Below are 18275 nucleotides of genomic sequence, written 5' to 3'. Positions count from 1 at the left end.
CAATGGTAAAAGCAGACACACAACGAGCTTATGACATTCTCAATGAATTTTTAGTGTCAACAAAGCGGCGTAGAACCCCTGAGCGTTATGCTGTGTTGGAGGCTATCTGCAACATGGATAATCGTTTTACGATAGACCATTTGGATGAGGTGTTGACGGAAAAGAAATTCAAGGTTAGTAGGGCTACCCTTTATAATTGTGTGAATTTGTTTTTGAAATTAGGATTCATTGTTAAAGTCCATCTACAAGGCAGCACCACCTATTATAACACTTCTACGATGCAAGGCGCTATCTTGCAGATTTGCCGTAAGTGTGGGCGTATCACCGAACAGAGTTATCCCCAGCTTATAGAAATGATAGAAGAACTCAAATTCAAGCGTTTTCATAGAGACAATTATAATCTGTATATATATGGCGTGTGTGGGGCTTGCCATGCAAGGAGATTATCTCCAGGCAAGAGGAAGTCTGCAAAAAAAACGAGATGACAAAAATCTATAGATATAATGAATACAACAGGAAAAGTTGATGTCCTACTCGGATTACAGTGGGGCGATGAAGGAAAGGGAAAAGTAGTTGATGTGTTGACACCAAACTATGATGTAGTGGCACGTTTCCAAGGGGGACCGAATGCAGGTCATACATTGGAGTTTGAAGGTCGAAAGTATGTGCTTCGCTCAATACCCTCGGGTATATTCCAAGGAAACAAAATAAACATCATAGGAAATGGTGTGGTGCTTGCTCCTGATTTGTTCATGGCAGAAGCGAAAGACTTGGAAAAAAGCGGTCACCCATTGCAAGAGCGTCTGCATATCTCAAAGAAAGCCCATCTGATTCTACCAACGCATCGTATCCTCGACCGTGCTTATGAAGCCGCTAAGGGCAAGGCAAAAGTAGGAACCACCGGGAAAGGCATAGGCCCAACTTATACCGATAAGATAAGTAGGAACGGACTGAGAGTAGGAGATATTTTAGAAGATTTTGAAGCAAAATATGAAGCCCACAAGGCTCGTCATCTCAAAATGCTGGCAGCATTGGGGTGGACAGACTTTGAAGGTTTTGATGAGATAGAGAAGAATTGGCTTGAAGGTATAGCCTATATGCGTCGGTTTAAGCTCGTTGATTCAGAACACGAGATGAATAATATCCTACGCTCAGGTAAGAGCATTCTCTGTGAAGGTGCTCAAGGAACGATGCTTGATGTGGACTTCGGGTCTTATCCCTTTGTTACTTCATCCAATACAATCTGTGCAGGCGCATGTACAGGTTTGGGTATCGGTCCAAACAAGATAGGAGAAGTCTATGGCATCATGAAGGCTTATTGTACGCGTGTGGGCGCAGGTCCTTTCCCTACTGAGCTGTTTGATGAAACCGGTAAAGCTATCCGTGACAAAGGACATGAGTATGGAGCAGTAACAGGGCGTGAACGTCGTTGTGGCTGGATAGACCTCGTGCAATTGCGTTATTCTATAATGTTAGATGGTGTGACACAATTGATTCTCATGAAGAGTGATGTTCTCGATAGCTTTGAAACCATCAAGGCCTGTGTGGCATATCGCTTGAAAGATGGAAGTGTAACAGAGGAATTGCCTTATGAATTAGAAGGTGTAGAGCCAATTTATAAAGAGTTTAAGGGGTGGAAAACCGACATGACAAAGTTTAAGGACCCCACGCAATTCCCACAAGCATTCTGTGAGTATATCAAGTTTTTGGAAGACTTCTTGGAAACACCGATAAAGATTATTTCTATTGGTCCAGATAGAGAACAAACAATTGTTTTATAAAAATAAATAAAATGGCGCAAAAACCTTCCATTCCAAAGGGAACCCGTGATTTTGGTCCTGAGGAAATGGCAAAACGAAATTATATTTTCAACACCATAAAAGATGTTTATGCACTTTATGGCTTTGAACAGATAGAGACTCCAGCAATGGAGACTCTACAAACATTGATGGGAAAGTATGGTGAAGAAGGAGATAAATTGTTGTTTAAGATATTGAATTCAGGAGATTATTTAAATAAAATCTCTGATGAAGAATTGAATGAACGCAATTCCCTTCACTTGGCTTCAAAACTATGCGAGAAAGGTCTACGTTATGATTTAACAGTTCCTTTTGCACGCTATGTTGTCATGCATAGAGATGAACTCCAGTTGCCTTTCAAACGCTATCAGATTCAACCCGTGTGGCGTGCAGATCGTCCTCAAAAAGGAAGATATCGTGAGTTTTATCAATGTGATGCAGACGTTGTCGGCTCTGATTCATTGCTGAATGAGGTAGAACTGATGCAAATTGTTGATACAGTCTTTACGAAGTTCGGTATAAGAATTCAGATTAAAATCAATAATCGAAAGATTCTTTCGGGTATTGCTGAGGTTCTTGATGAAGCAGATAAGATTATAGATATTACTGTAGCTATTGACAAATTAGAAAAGATTGGTTTAGAAAATGTCAATGCAGAATTAAAAGCTGGAGGCATTACAGATGAAGCAATCGAGAAGCTCCAGCCGATATTGACTATGCAGGGCTCTAATGAAGACAAGCTGAAAACTATAGAGAAGGTACTTGAAAGTTCAGAAGTAGGCTTGAAGGGCGTTGAAGAAACGAGGTTTATTCTTGATACACTCAATTCGGTTGGTTTGAACAATGAAATACAATTAGACCTTACACTTGCTCGTGGATTGAATTATTATACTGGTGCCATCTTTGAAGTGAAAGCCCTCGATACGCCCATGGGAAGTATTACTGGAGGTGGACGTTATGATAATCTTACAGGAATATTTGGTATGCCTGGCTTGAGTGGTGTAGGAATTTCATTTGGTGCTGATCGTATTTATGATGTGCTGAATACCTTAGAACTCTATCCCAAAGAAATGCTGAGTTCAACACAGGTTTTATTCATCAATTTTGGAGAAAAAGAAACAGCCTATTGTCTTCCTTTCATCGCCGAAATCCGTAAAAGCGGGATTCGTGCAGAAATATTCCCCGATAAAGCAAAGATGAAACGGCAGATGAATTATGCGAATGCAAAGAATATACCTTATGTTGTCTTTGCAGGTGAAGATGAAATTGAGAAAGGAAAACTCATGTTGAAGGACATGCAGTCGGGTGAACAAAAGTTGGTCACTGCAAAAGAATTGATTGCTTCGGTCTTAAAATGAGGATGATAAAGAAAGAAGTAAGTTTTTGCTTACTTCTTTTCTTTTTATCTTAAAGAATAACTTAATAATTTAATTTATGAGATGTAGATTAGGATTTATCCTTTTTTGTTTTTTGATTCTTCTTTCCTCTCTTAAACGTCCTCAAACAACTATCTATATTATTGGGGACTCAACAGCAGCCGAAAAGAAAGACCCACAGAATAACCCAGAACGAGGTTGGGGAATGATGCTCCAAGGATGTTTTTCAGATAATGTCTTGATAAGAAACTATGCCGTGAATGGTCGTTCGAGTAAGAGCTTTCTTGATGAGGGAAGGTGGAAGAATGTGCTTGAAAGTCTTAAGCCGGGTGACTATGTTATTATTCAATTTGGACATAATGATTCAAAGCTTGATGAAGCACGCCATACAGATCCAAAAACAACATTTTTCAGGAATTTAGAACGATATGTTCTTGAAACGAGAAGTAAAGGAGCTGTACCTGTACTGATGAGTCCTGTTGCACGAAGGTGTTTTTATAAAAAGATGGCCGATAGTCTTATTGATGATGAAAAGCTGAGAGATGTGGCCTATGATGAAGAAAAAATAAATAGTGACACGTTGATAGATACTCATGGAGCATATAGACATATAGCACAAGAGGTGGCACAAAAATTAAATGTCTTTTTTGTAGACGCAAACAACATATCTGCTCAGATTGAACAAAAACATGGAGTGTTAGGAAGTCGGAATTTGCATGTATGGCTAAAGCCGGGTGAGTTATCAAGTATTCCCAAAGGAAGAAAAGACAATACACATTATAATGTATATGGAGCTTTTACCATGGCAAACGCCTTTGCAGATGCCTTGGGGCGTAAGATAAAAGATTTAAGGCCATTTGTAAGGCATTATGATGCCGTGGTATCTTCACAGGGACATGGAAATTATCTGTCATTGGACAGTGCCTTGTCTCAGATGCCCAAGAAGGGTAAATATCATATCCTTGTATTAGACGGACGATGGAGGCTTTCAAAAGCAAAACTTAATCGTAATATAAAAATCACTTGGGGTAGATATGCTGAACAAGTTGACTGATATATGTGATAAAAGTAGGTGGAATTAATATGTAAAGTGGGTCGGTTATAAATAAAAACCCCTGAGTTTTTTATCTAACTCAGGGGTTTTTACCTTTAATATAGGCTGTTATACCAAGAAATGAATAAGTTTATTTCTTGACATTAGCCTGTTGGAGACCATAATGCTTTTTCCGGTCAATCAACATGAGTACAAAAGCTATAATGATAGCTGCTATTCCACATCCAATAAAGAAAGTTTCCATCCCGGTAAAGGAAGGGTCTGCTTTGTTGATTTTGCCAATTGCCATTGGTACGAGACTAAGTCCAATATTTTGAATATAGAAGATAATGGCATAAGCCGAACCCAGTAATTTCATAGGGATTATCTTGGGAACACTTGGCCACATGGCAGAAGGTACCAATGAAAAAGCAATGCCAAGAATGATCATCATAATGATAGCAAACCATCCTACAGGTAGGATATGAATCATGAAGATAAAGTGTACGAATGTAAGCATAATGCTTCCAATGAGCATAAGAGTAGCACCTTTACCTATACGGTCATAGATGGTACCGAAGAGTGGAGTAAGAATAATTGTACCCAGAGGAATAGCTCCTGGAAGAGAACCTGCAAGGTCTTGAGGAACATTATAGTTATCAACCATCAGTTTTGTGGCAAATTTAAGGAAAGGGAACACACCACTATAGAACATTAGGCAAAGTAAGGTGATGCACCAAAAACCAGGATTGGTGAAGATAAACTTAAGGTCGGCAAAATGAAAGCCTTCATCTTCGTCAGATACATTCCCTGTAACCTCTCCAGTGGAAGCGTCAAGTTTCTTATCCATTACAGTATAAACAATAAATGCCAAAAAACCGGCTATAAGCAACACAAGTCCAAGGAGTATAGGTGCACTAACATGATTTCCAAATGCTTTTGCAAGAGGCAGGGAACCAGCCATAGCCGCTGTTGTACCAAGGCGTGCTAAGCCAACTTGTACACCCATAGCAAGTGCAAGTTCATGTCCAGTGAACCATTTCGTTATAATTTTAGATATAGTAATACCACATATCTCACACCCTACACCAAAAATGGCAAATCCCAAAGAGGCAATAGCTGCTGACATAGGAAGTGAGAAGTTAACAAAATCAAGGGTAAATTTACTATCACCAAAATTCGTTGTCACACCAAAATATTTAATGATTACACCAACGACCATTAATCCACTTGCCATAACGCCGGTAAAGCGTATGCCCATCTTGTCAAGGATAATCCCACCAAAGAAAAGCATAAGCATAAATACATTAATCAGTCCATAGCTTCCTGCAAAGAAACCATAGTCACTCGAAGACCATCCAAGTCCGCCTTGTTCCTTTGACGTTTCAAGAATTACTTCGAGAGGCGACATCACGTCGGTGATAAAATAGCCCATCATCATGGTAAATGCAACGATGAGTAGGGCAGTCCAGCGCGCTCCCGCACTGTCACTAAGTTTTTTTCTAATGATTTCTGTCATTTTCTTATTTGTTTGTTTTGTTATTTCTTAAGCCATCTGTCAAGCCAATCAAAGAATGTACGTTGCCATAAAATACCATTCTGTGGTTTTAAGACCCAATGGTTCTCATCAGGGAACAGTAACATTTCTGCAGGAATGCCCCTCAAGCGAGCAGCATTAAAGGCACCCATTCCTTGATTTGCATTAATTCGATAATCTTTTTCTCCATGGATTACGAGAATAGGGGTGTCCCATTTATCAACAAATCGATGAGGACTATTGGCGTAAGTGTTCTTTGCATGTTGGCTTTGGTCTTTATTCCAATAAGCATCATCATATTCCCAATTGCTGAACCATGCTTCTTCTGTATCAGTATACATGCTTTCGAGATTAAATGCACCATCGTGAGCAATAAAGGCCTTGAAACGTTTGTTATGATGGCCTGCAAGGTAATAAACAGAAAAGCCTCCAAAACTGGCGCCTACACATCCTAATCGATTTTTATCAACGAATGGTAAGTTTGATGCATCATCAATGGCACTGAGATAATCATCCATACATTGACCAGTCCAGTCTCCGCTTACTTCTTCGTTCCATGCACTTCCAAATCCTGGTAACCCACGCCGGTTAGGAGCTACGACAACATAGCCTTTTGATGCCATGATAAAGAAGTTCCATCGATAACTCCAGAATTGGCTTACTGGACTTTGGGGGCCTCCTTCACAAAAGAGCAATGCAGGATATTTTTTATTGGCATCAAAGTGAGGAGGAAGTACAATCCAAACGAGTTCTTCTTTGCCATCTGTGGTCTTCACCCATCGTTGTTGGAGTTTAGGTGTAGCCAATTGGTTAAGGATATCCTTGTTTTCGAAAGTCAATTGTGTAAGGTTGCTTTTTTTCTCTACTTTTGATGGTGCAAGTTGGTAGATATCGTCTGGTTGGAGCATGGAATGGCGTGTTACTAATAAGTTTTTTGTATTGCCTAAGGTGTTCACACTACCAAAATCATACCATCCATCAGTAAGCTGTTTTATTTTACCTGTTAATGATGCTTGGTATACATTGATACACGCGTGCCAGCAACCTAAAAAATAAACACTCTTACTATCATTGGCCCAAACATATTGTTCTACGTTGCTATCAAAATTGCCTTTATCAATAAGGTAATACTTTTTGCCCGTAGAAAGTTCCATAATGCAAAGACGATTGAGATCACTCTCATAACCATCATGCTTCATACTTTGCCATGCAATGTATTTACCATCAGGTGAGAATTTAGGATTGGTATCATATCCTACCTGCATATCACCCTGCTGATGATTCACTGCTTGGTCCTTCATTGTTTTAGTGGCATCTATTTCGGGCTCTTGATAATTAGCTGGTTTACAAAGGTTTATTGTTGAACCATTATTAATATCATATAAATAGATATCGGTATCCGTGGAGATGGCATATTGTGTACCTTCTTTTTTACGGCTGGTATAAGCGATATATTTAGAATCCGTGCTCCAAGCAATTTGCTCAATACCTCCAAAGGGAGCAACTGGAGCCTCAAAAGGCTGGCCTTGCATGATATCTTTACCCTCTTGTATGCCCTCTTGAGTAATATTGGCAACAAAGGGGTGTGCAATGGTCTGCACATAATGGTCCCAATGACGATAATTCATATCTGTAATCAGAAGTCCAGTTGCCTTTGGAAGATCAGATGGAGTTTCACGAATAGTTCCATGATAAGGAATACTCTTGATATATACTACTTTTTTTTCATCAGGTGAGAATGAAAACCCTTCGATAGCACCTTCTGTGTGAGAGAGCTGTTTTCGATTGTTTCCATCAGGACTCATTACCCATATCTCTCCATCACGTAGAAAAGCAATTCGTTTTCCGGATTCTATCCAAGTGGCATCACTTTCACTTTTATTGTCGGATGTCAATTGACGTTTATTCTTTCCATTGATATCTTGGATATAAAGGATTGTATGGCTTTTATTTTGGGCCACACTATAATAAGTTACTTGATAGACAATCTGCTTCCCATCGGGAGAAGCAGTACTTGCTCCTATTCGTCCCATAGCCCAAAGAGCTTCTGGGGTCATGAGATCACTCTGAAGTTTAATGTTGCTTGGGCCAATTGTGGTTTGAGCATTCGTTTGTGAAGATGTGGCTATCATACCAGCCATCATCGCAATGGCAATACTTTTATTCATTGAATGAAAAATAAAAACCACAAACTCTGTAAAATCCTTTTTTTCTTTATTTTCTTCCTCTTCACTAATAATTAGGTAGTGAATTGTAGTAAAGGATTTTTTACAGAGTTGTAGTTGACTATTAATTAAAGTTCTTTCTTTCTCTTATTCAATTCTTGTTTCTTTTGTTTGAGTTCTTCTTGTTGCTTCTGTTGCATCTCTTGTATAGCTTGTAAGCGAGCTGCCAATCCACTTTGCTTCTTAGGATTGGCCTTATTCTCTTGGTAACGCTTTTCAAGAATAGCAAGAAGTTTTTCATCATTTGTTGTTTTACGAAGTGCCCACATAATAGCAGCACTAAAGAAGAGGCTCACAAAATAATAGAAGTTCAATCCTGCACTATAATCGTTGAACATGAAGAAGAACATTATAGGCATGAGGAACATCATCCATTGCATCATCTTCATTTGGTCTGCTTGCTGGCCTACCATTTGATCCTTTTGCTGGCGCATTGTCATCATTGTATAGAGTACGTTAGCTACACAGAAGAGAATACATGTGAGACTCAAGTGATCACCGATGAGCCATAAATTGTGATTCCATTCCCAAATGGGGTCGTATGTGCTGAGATCTTTTATCCATAGGAAACTTTCTCCACGAAGTTGAATAGCATTAGGAACAAAGTTGAACATTGCAATCCAAATCGGTGCTTGAATAAGCATAGGTAAACAGCCTGACAAAGGACTTACACCATATTTTGCATACTCTGCCATCATGGCTTGTTGCTTCTGCATTTGGTCTTCTGGTTTGTCAAATTGCTTTGTAGCCTCATCCAATTTTGGCTTTAATACGCGCATTTTCGCACTACTCATATAACTCTTCTTGACCATAGGATAGGTGAGAAGTTTTAAGAGAAGTGTAATCAATATGAGCACGATACCCATGTTGATATTCATGCTTGTCAAGAAGTCAAACACATAGAGTGTAAACCATCTGTTGATAATGCGGAAGAGAGGCCAGCCAAGATAAACTAAGCGTTGCATCTGAAGGTCTTTGTGGAACTGACTTTCTTTTTCCATTTTCTGGAGCAGACGGAAATCATTTGGACCATAATAGAATTCAAATTCAGAAGCCTTCTTACCAGTTGGGTCAAAGAAAGTCTTCATCTTAGCCTCATATTGTTTGAGATAACCGCTTCCCTTTTCTTGAGGAATAGAAGTCATTAAGGCATTGCTTTGAAAATTGTTCTTGGCTATCATAACAGCACTAAAGAACTGATTCTTGAACGCTACCCAGTCAATCTGCTCTTCAATAGACTTGTCTATTTCTTCTTTGGTCTCGTTTAAATAGTCTGTTCCACCATCCTTTTTATGATAGGTGAGGGTTGCATAGCGATTCTCAAACGAGAAACCTCTTTCTTGTTGGCGTGCTTTGTCTTTCCAATTTACATCCATAGTCTGTGTACCAGGGGCGAAAAGACCAGCCATCCCTTGCACACTCATCTGCATGTGGAGCATATAATCTCGCCCCAATTCATATTTTAAGGTTAGTGATTTTCCTTCACCTGCATCAGCTATGAAGGTCACCGTTGAATCACTTACCTCTGACGGAACGAAATAAAGTTCGGCAGTATTGATATTTGTTTCTTTGGCATTAAGCAGATAACTAATGCTTTGGTCTGCACCACTAAATAGGGTTAGATTCTTTTTATCTGCTGAGCCATTTTTCACTTTAATGTTATGACCAACATAACCTTTAATGACTGCTTGTTCAACGTAAGCACCTTTAGAACTGAATGTCAATTCTACTTTTTTATTTTTCAATACAATTCGTTCGACATTCCCAGTGAGTGCCTTATGGAAAAGTGAAGTAGTATCGGAAAGAACCTTTTGTTTTTCTGCTTGTTGTCTCTTGTTCTTTTCCATCTGAGCAGCCTTCTCAGACTGGCTTTTGTTTACCTGTTCAATGGAGTCCTTCACAAAAGCAGCACGCTGTTCTTCTGCAGATGGTTGATTATACCAACTAAAACCAATCAGAACGGCTGCGATAAGTAGGAATCCGATAATGTTGTTTTTATCCATTATTTCTTTTTATTTTCTATTGCTGTTTTAACAAAATCCACAAAAAGTGGGTGTGGTTTAAGTACTGTTGATTGATATTCGGGGTGATATTGTGTTCCAATATACCATTTAAGGGTAGGAATCTCAACGATTTCAACCAAGTCGCTTTCTGGATTCTTACCTACGCATATCATGCCATGTTTCTCAAATTCTTTCTGGAATTCGTTATTAAACTCATAACGATGACGATGGCGTTCTTGGATATTTTCTTTCTTATAGATATTGAAAACGTGGCTTCCTTGCTTTAAGATACATTCATAAGCGCCCAAACGCATGGTACCACCCATATTGGAGATGTTTTTTTGTTCCTCCATGATGTCAATAACATTGTGTGGAGTTTTTTCGTTAATCTCTCGGCTGTTTGCATCTTCATAGCCCAACACATTACGTGCAAATTCAATGACCATCATCTGCATTCCCAAACAGATACCAAAAGTTGGAATGTTATGTGTACGTGTATAGTGAGCAGTAGTGATTTTACCTTCGATACCACGTTGCCCAAATCCTGGGCAAATCACAATTCCATCTTGGCCTGCAAGCTTCTCTTTTACATTTTGTTCTGTTATTTCTTCAGAACTAATAAATGTGATATTAACCTTGTAATCATTGTACGTTCCTGCATGGGAAAGACTTTCACGAATACTCTTATAAGCATCTTGCAAGTCGTATTTACCTACAAGTCCGATGTTAACAGTCTCTTTTGCATTCTCTCTTCTCTCAATAAACTCTTTCCAAGGACCAAGTGTTGGTGTCTTACCTATAGGTTCTCCTGTCTTTCTTAAGATAGCTTCGTCGAGCTTTTGGTTCTGCATGTTTACTGGAACTTCATAGATAGAAGGGAGGTCTTCGCTTTGAACAACACAATCAAAGTCCACATTACAGAATGCTGCCACTTTCTTTCGGATAGCGTCACTAAGATGCATCTCTGTTCGAAGTACAAGGATATCAGGTTGTATACCAATGCTCTGTAGCTCTTTTACACTATGTTGTGTAGGCTTTGTTTTTAGCTCTCCAGCTGCTTTTAGATAAGGAACGTAGGTCAGATGGATACTGAGTGCACGTTTTCCTAACTCCCATTTCATCTGTCGGATTGCTTCCATGAATGGCGCACTTTCAATGTCACCAATCGTTCCTCCAATTTCCGTAATTACGAAATCATAATGATATTTCTGCCCAAGAAGTTTGATATTACGTTTGATTTCGTCGGTAATATGGGGTACCACTTGAATGGTTTTGCCTAAATAATCTCCACGTCTTTCTTTATCGATAACCGCTTTATAGATGCGGCCCGTAGTCATACTATTGGCTTTAGTGGTCTGAATACCTGTGAAACGCTCATAATGTCCCAAGTCGAGATCGGTCTCCATACCATCTGCTGTCACATAGCATTCACCATGTTCATAAGGATTTAGCGTCCCTGGATCAATGTTGATATAGGGATCAAACTTTTGAATTGTGATGTTGTAGCCTCTGGCTTGCAGAAGCTTTCCGATGGATGCACTAATAATTCCTTTACCAAGTGAAGAAACAACGCCACCGGTGACGAAGATATACTTTGTTTCAGCCACAATATTTTTAATTTATAAATTCAGTATGCAAATTTAATTTTTTTCTTTGATATGTACAAACCTTTCCTTAGAAAGAATATGAAAATCCAAGGCTTGCATATTCTTTAAGTTGCCAATAGCCGTATTTTCCATCGCGTTCAGCGCCATCATCAAAGCGAGGGAAGATGAAAAGGTTACTGCTAATGTATCGATTGAACTGGAATGTAAATGTATTCTCCCAGTCTAATTCGCCTCGCCTGTACGTGGTATATCCATAGAGTCGAGTTCTCCATTTTATCATGTCGCTCATCTTCCACAATAAGTCTATCGTACACTCTGAACCAATGTCATGCAAGGTGTGGTTGCCTTCTTTCAGTCCATAGCGTTTACTTAAATCAAGACGACTAACATATTTGAAGTTGTAAGCAGCTGGAGCCAAATGTATGTTACCTGTCAATCGTTTGTTAAACCATGATACCTCATAATCCATACCGACAGAAAGGTTGACATTCAATGGATTGATGAAGTCGCTATATACAAATGGGTCATTGTTCTTATAGCCTTTCATGAACTGGGTATATGCAATAAGTTGGGCTGTATAATACCATTTTTTTGTAGCCTGGAAACCTATTTTCCCTGTATAACGCAACATGTCCTCGCTGGTTTTCAACTTATGAATCTGATCACTTTGAGACGTTTGGAAGCCAAGCTTCATTTCGAGTTTGTTGTCCCACTTCACCTTTTGCTTGTTATTGTAATTGGCTTGCAAGGTGACCGAACCTACCATGCTGTAATTGCTTTCCCCACCTTTATACCAATTGTTTGAAACATAATTCTGCAGGAACTGAAGGTAATAGTCTCCACTATAATTCCAAAAATTTGGTTTATAAATTTCGATGTTGGCATCAACATATTCTGGTTCAGCTGTTTTGGGTGCAACTCTTTCTGTAAGTTCTTGGTTCTTAGGCTTTATAGCATTGTTTACTTCAAGTGCAGGTCCAATGTTGTCAAGTTGACTTTCGGTAGTCCTCACAAGGTCAGGTCTATGAAGATAGATGTTCAACAGTGCTTCATTGAGTTGGCTCGTCAATGAGATGGAATCTGTCTTTGCATAAGAAAAGATTCTATGACTCACTCCTTTATAGAATGTTGTAGGTAGAAAGAGTGGGGCATAGTCTGCCTTAATTGAGGACGTTTGAACGTTAGCAAGATTCTGACGCATAGTTTGTAGACTATCAATATAGCGCTCATATAGTGTACGTGGCTTAGCCGGTAGGAGTGTGCGCATAGGAGTTGTCTGTGCGTGTATAGTCATTGCACAGGCAAAAATAAATATGGATATTGTCTTAAGTCGTTTCATAATGTAGGCAAAGGTAATGCAAAAAAAGCAGAAAACCAAAGTCTATGGTTGAGAAAAGCGATATGAACATGTGCTTTCATCACAATATTCACTTTTAAGATTGCTATAAGTTAGGTTTTATGATGTCCATTTTTGCATGCTGTTTCTTCATAAACAATATTCTAAATTCTATCAAAATAGCTTACAATAAAAGCTTTGTATATAGTAGAACGAGTAAGTGCTAAGGATTGTTCCTTATTAATTCTTTCTCTAAAGCAGCGAAAGCGGATTTTAAACTGGGTTGTTTTAAGATGTTATATGGGGCATTTTATGCTTTAATATAGGCTATTTTGCAGGCCAAAGTGTGTCCTTTTGTATGATGCTATAAGTCATGATGTTATGCTGTAAAATTCATGTAATAGAAGTGTTTTTATTTATCTCTAAACCTCTTTGTAAGTATGTTATAAATGATTGAAAGAGAAGCATAGATGCTTTGAATCGATTTTACATTGTGTTGCACGCTAATAGTCCTCTTCTTTCGGTTATTTTCCGTTTTGTTGCTATCCAAGTAGAGGTTGTGTAGCCTCTACTTATGTTTTTTATTTATGTACTTGTGTATTTGATTCATTTTTTGTATTTTTGCATCGTTTTGAAAATATAAAAAAACAATATATGAATATTTCGTATAAATGGCTTAAGGAGTACGTTGATTTCGACCTTACACCACAACAAACAGCTGATGCGTTGACCTCGATAGGATTGGAAGTTGATGCTTTGGAGGAAGTACAAACCATCAAAGGAGGATTGAAAGGCCTTTATGTTGGAAAAGTATTGACTTGTGTTGACCATCCAAATAGTGATCATCTTCATGTTACAATGGTTGATTTGGGTAAGGATGAACCGCAACAAATTGTTTGTGGTGCTCCTAATGTAGCTACAGGTCAGAAAGTCATTGTTGCAGATTTAGGTTGTGTGCTCTATGATGGTGAAGACTCGTTTACAATCAAGAAAAGCAAGCTTCGTGGTGTTGAGTCATTTGGAATGATTTGCGCCGAAGACGAAATAGGGGTGGGCAATAGTCATGGTGGAATCATTGTATTGCCTGATGATGCTGTTGTGGGCACACCGGCAGCTGAATATTATCATTTAGAAAGTGATTGGTTGATTGAAATAGACATTACAGCCAATCGTGGAGATGCGCTTTCTCATTATGGTGTTGCACGTGATTTATATGCTTGGCTGAAGCAAAATAACTACCCAACAACACTTCATCGTCCTTCATGTGATGAATTTAAGGTTGACAACGAAGACCTACCGATTGACGTAGAAGTGCAAAATTCGGATGCATGTAAACGTTATGCATGTGTAAGTATCACGGATTGCGAAGTTAAAGAAAGCCCAGCTTGGCTTCAGAATAAACTACGAGTGATAGGCTTACGCCCAATTAATAGCATTGTAGATATCACTAATTATGTGATGATGGCCTATGGACAACCCATGCATTGTTTTGATGCAGACATGGTGAAAGGCCACAAAATAGTAGTTCGTACGCAGGCCGATGGAACAAAGTTTGTGACACTTGATGGTGAAGAACATACGTTGAGTGATCGTGATTTGAGCATTTGTAATGCAGAAGAGCCCATGTGTATTGCTGGTGTTTTCGGTGGAAAAGGAAGTGGAACGTATGATACAACGAGAAATGTAGTACTTGAAAGCGCTGTGTTCCACCCCACATGGATTCGTAAGAGTGCACGCCGTCATGGGTTAAGTACAGATTCAAGCTATCGCTTTGAACGTGGAATAGATCCTAATGGCGTAGTTTATGCATTGAAACAAGCTGCTATCTTATGCAAGGAATTGGCAGGAGGAAAGATTTCAATGCAAATAAAAGATGTCTATCCAGAACCAATAGAAGGTTTCAACGTTGATCTTTCATTTGATTATGTGCATCGCCTGATTGGAAAGGAGATAGGAAAGGAGACGATAAAAAATATAGTTTCTTCTTTAGAGATGAAGATTATCGAAGAAACAGAAGATGGTCTAAAGTTAATAGTCCCTCCTTATCGTTATGATGTACAGCGCCCATCTGACGTAGTAGAAGATATCCTTCGTATCTACGGATATAATAATGTAGAGATTCCAACACGCTTGAATAGTTCGCTGACTGTTGCAGGTGATGAAGATAAGAAATATCGATTGACAAATCTTCTTGGTGAGCAGTTGGTGGGCTGTGGCTTTAATGAAATATTGAATAACTCCCTTTCTAAGCTATATTATTATACAGATTTGGAGCTAAATGCATATCCGGAGAGTTCAACAGTGAAGCTAATGAATCCATTGAGTGCAGACCTTGGGGTGATGCGTCAAACTTTATTGTTCGGTGGTTTGGAAAGTATTATGCGCAATGTTAATCGCCGTAATGGAAATATTCGTTTCTTTGAGGTGGGCAATGTCTATAAATATAATAAGGAGAAATGGCAGGCAGAAGCTCCCTATAAGGCTTATAGTGAGGACCGCCACTTGGCACTTTGGCTTACAGGTAAACGTATAGAAGGTTCGTGGATTCATGCAGATGAAGATTCAAGTATCTATGAATTGAAAGCTTATGTGCAGAATATCTTTACCCGAGTAGGGGTTAGTGCAGGTGCATTGGTTGTTTCTGAGAGTGATAATAACATCTTCTCTAAAGCACTTTCCTATAAGAATAGAGGTGGTAAACTCTTTGCAGAAGTCGGTATTCTTAATATGAAACTTCTGAAAAAGATGGGTATAGAGCAGCCTGTTTACTATGCAGAAATTGATTTAGATGCATTACTTAAGGCGGTAAGAAATAACGAATTTGAATTTGAAGAAATATGTAAGTATCCTGCAGTTAGTCGTGATTTAGCTTTGCTTCTTGATAAGAAAGTCTCTTTTGAACAAGTTGAACAGATTGCATTCCAGACTGAAAAGAAACTCTTAAAACGTGTAGAACTCTTTGATGTTTATGAGGGAAAGAATCTTCCTGAGGGGAAAAAGAGTTATGCAGTCAACTTTATTCTGCAAGATGCTAATAAGACTTTGAATGATAAAGCTATTGAAGCAATTATGCAAAAACTGATAAAGCAGCTCACAACACAATTGGGGGCAGAACTCAGATAATTGTAATGGAGAGATAAGAATACATATATAAAAGAATAATAAAAATGGGAAGAGCATTTGAATATCGTAAAGCTACAAAGCTTAAACGATGGGGGCACATGGCCCGTGTATTTACAAAATTAGGTAAACAGATTGCTATTGCAGTAAAGGCAGGTGGTCCAGAGCCAGAAAATAATCCTACTTTACGTGCTTTGATAGCTAACTGTAAGCGTGAAAACATGCCTAAGGATAACATTGAGCGCGCGATTAAAAACGCAATGGGCAAAGACCAGAGTGAATACAAAGAAGTAACTTATGAAGGATATGGCCCTCATGGAGTGGCTGTTTTGGTGGATACATTGACCGATAATACTACTCGTACGGTGGCTGATGTACGTTCTATATTCAACAAGTTTAGTGGTAATATGGGTACGACTGGTAGCCTTTCATTCTTGTTTGACCATAAAAGTGTTTTCACATTCAAGAAGAAAGAAGGTCTTGATATGGACGAAATGATTCTTGATTTGATAGACTATGGAGTAGAAGATGAATACGATGAAGACGAAGAAGAGAATGAAATCACAATTTATGGTGACCCAAAAAGCTTCGGAGATATTCAGAAACATTTAGAGTCGGAGGGTTTTGAAGTAACAGGAGCAGAGTTTACTTATATTCCGAATGATCTCAAAGATGTTACTCCTGAAGAGCGAGAAACTATTGATAAGATGGTTGAAAAGCTTGAAGAGTTTGATGATGTGCAAACAGTTTATACAAATATGAAGCCAGAAGAGTAAGCTTTTTATATTATATATTACAAAAAACTATTGCTGTTTTATAAAACTTCTTGATGTGAGAATATGTTTTATTTAACAGCAATAGTTTTTTATTTGAGTTTTATTGCTGTCCGGTAAACATTATTGTCGGTAGTGTACTTTCAACTGTGTCAAGGCTCTAAATACTTGCTGATATCGCGAGTGCTTGTACCAAAAGCATACATGTTTATAATCTGATCCGCCATACCTTCTGCAAGGATTGTTTCGCGCTTTCTGATGGTCTGAGGCTCAAAGGAACCGTCACGGTCACGAGGCGTTTCTACAGTAACCTCACCATAGCATGTCTGCACTTGCTTAGGCAGCTTACCATTACGGCGATTGCCTTTTGAGCGTTCATCAATAGAGAGATGAGTATCCATCTCGCCTTCAAGGGCAGCATTCAAAATGCGCTCCAACATTGGTGCCAAAGCACCATCCTTACCGAATAATGGTACTCCCTTACGAAGCTGTTCCGCAGCCCGCTTGTAATCAATTCCGTTGTTGTCCATAATAAATAAACTGTGTAAAACTAATCTTATTGTAGCATGACACAGTTTAATTTACACTCTCAACACGTCCTGCCCATTTGGCTCCCTACGGCCAATTCTCGTCAATATATTGCTGATTACCAGTATTCTATTTTTCTTTTAGAACGCGTTTTCTTTCCTTCTTGAGTAGCATAATAACTCTTCGTCCAATTTCCTTTATTGTCAAAATTAGAATATGTGAGTTGCACTTTATTTAATTCATTGTCAGCATAGGGAACTATATCGCTCAAAACTGATATATCATCTGATTTTTTTATCTCGTCTGTTAACCTCCCCATTTTGTCATAGGAATAGAATACACTGTCTGTTCCATTGAAAAACTTGGTTTCCAGAATCTTCTGTTTCTTTTCATTATAATAATAGTTCACTTTCGAGACTTTGCCATTTTCCTTTTGCCAGGCAGTTGCCTCTTCATTGCTTATCAGCAAATCGCCGTCATATACAAAGTTGTCAATATATAATGATACGGTATCCGAACCATTCATATATACCCTGCGTTTATAACATTTTCCAGAAGGAGAAAAGTAGTCTTCGCATTTCTTCACCAATTTGGTGTAAGGAGCACTTATGTCTGTTATACTTGTCACCACGACACTGTCCGTAATCCGATAATCATATACATAATCAGACTTCAATTTTCCTTTATAAAAGTTCCGCTCACGAATAAGAGAGCCTTGTCTGTCGAAATGACAAACAATCCTCCATTTGTCGTGTGTTGTTGTGGTAATTTTTCTTACCCCTGTAACACTTATACTGTTATTACAGTCCACTCCCAGATTCGAAGGATACCCAGGAACAACAATTCCTGCAAATAAAAAGATAAGGTAAAATAAGTTCTCCATTTTGTACTTTTAGTTGTCTTTATTGGCAAGCGCATTTGTACGTTGTCAAATAAAA

At 38.7% G+C, this 18275-nt stretch carries 12 protein-coding genes and 1 pseudogene; 6 read left to right on the top strand and 7 right to left on the bottom strand.

Going from position 1 to position 18275, the window contains the following annotated elements; all coding sequences use genetic code 11:
- The 4 genes from HMPREF9420_RS02275 to HMPREF9420_RS02260 all read left to right on the top strand — a co-directional run.
- Positions 1–485, top strand: a 485-nt coding sequence (locus HMPREF9420_RS02275; RefSeq protein ID WP_007133782.1) for a Fur family transcriptional regulator, incomplete at its 5' end; no start/stop codon positions are given.
- 18 nt (positions 486–503) lie between these two features.
- Positions 504–1781, top strand: a complete 1278-nt coding sequence (locus tag HMPREF9420_RS02270; protein WP_007133781.1) for an adenylosuccinate synthase — start codon at positions 504–506, stop codon at positions 1779–1781.
- Between the two features lie 11 nt (positions 1782–1792).
- Positions 1793–3157, top strand: a complete 1365-nt coding sequence (gene hisS, locus HMPREF9420_RS02265; protein ID WP_007133780.1) for a histidine--tRNA ligase — start codon at positions 1793–1795, stop codon at positions 3155–3157.
- 76 nt (positions 3158–3233) lie between these two features.
- Entirely contained in the window at positions 3234–4229 is a 996-nt protein-coding gene (locus HMPREF9420_RS02260; RefSeq protein ID WP_007133779.1) for a rhamnogalacturonan acetylesterase, read from the top strand.
- Positions 4230–4359: 130 nt separating this feature from the next.
- Here HMPREF9420_RS02260 and HMPREF9420_RS02255 read toward each other — a convergent pair whose 3' ends face one another.
- The 5 genes from HMPREF9420_RS02255 to HMPREF9420_RS02235 form a co-directional block, all read right to left on the bottom strand.
- Positions 4360–5727 (bottom strand): MFS transporter, encoded by a 1368-nt coding sequence (locus tag HMPREF9420_RS02255; RefSeq protein ID WP_007133778.1) that lies wholly within the window; start codon positions 5725–5727, stop codon positions 4360–4362.
- 20 nt (positions 5728–5747) lie between these two features.
- On the bottom strand, positions 5748–7913 hold the full coding sequence (locus HMPREF9420_RS02250; protein ID WP_007133777.1) for a S9 family peptidase: 2166 nt from the start codon (positions 7911–7913) through the stop codon (positions 5748–5750).
- Between the two features lie 125 nt (positions 7914–8038).
- The gene (gene yidC, locus HMPREF9420_RS02245; RefSeq protein WP_007133776.1) at positions 8039–9973 is read right to left on the bottom strand and encodes a membrane protein insertase YidC; all 1935 of its coding nucleotides are present in this window, start codon (positions 9971–9973) and stop codon (positions 8039–8041) included.
- Positions 9973–11580, bottom strand: coding sequence for a CTP synthase (locus tag HMPREF9420_RS02240; protein WP_007133775.1), 1608 nt, complete (start codon positions 11578–11580; stop codon positions 9973–9975). Before HMPREF9420_RS02240 ends, yidC begins: the two co-directional genes overlap by 1 nt.
- A 67-nt stretch (positions 11581–11647) precedes the next feature.
- Entirely contained in the window at positions 11648–12919 is a 1272-nt protein-coding gene (locus HMPREF9420_RS02235; protein ID WP_007133774.1) for a DUF3078 domain-containing protein, read from the bottom strand.
- Between the two features lie 651 nt (positions 12920–13570).
- Between HMPREF9420_RS02235 and pheT the strand changes: the two genes are divergently transcribed.
- Positions 13571–16039, top strand: coding sequence for a phenylalanine--tRNA ligase subunit beta (gene pheT, locus HMPREF9420_RS02230; protein WP_007133772.1), 2469 nt, complete (start codon positions 13571–13573; stop codon positions 16037–16039).
- A 44-nt stretch (positions 16040–16083) separates the two neighbouring features.
- A complete protein-coding gene (locus HMPREF9420_RS02225; RefSeq protein WP_007133771.1) occupies positions 16084–16812 on the top strand; it encodes a YebC/PmpR family DNA-binding transcriptional regulator in 729 nt (242 codons plus the stop codon).
- A 155-nt stretch (positions 16813–16967) separates the two neighbouring features.
- Here the strand turns inward: HMPREF9420_RS02225 and HMPREF9420_RS02220 are convergent.
- Positions 16968–17339: pseudogene (locus HMPREF9420_RS02220) on the bottom strand (transposase); the annotation flags it as partial.
- 116 nt (positions 17340–17455) lie between these two features.
- Entirely contained in the window at positions 17456–18220 is a 765-nt protein-coding gene (locus tag HMPREF9420_RS02215; RefSeq protein WP_007133769.1) for a hypothetical protein, read from the bottom strand.
- Positions 18221–18275 lie beyond the last annotated feature (55 nt).

Source organism: Segatella salivae DSM 15606, from assembly GCF_000185845.1.
GTDB classification, from domain to species: Bacteria; Bacteroidota; Bacteroidia; order Bacteroidales; family Bacteroidaceae; genus Prevotella; species Prevotella salivae.
This window is presented reverse-complemented; position numbering and strand designations above follow the sequence as displayed.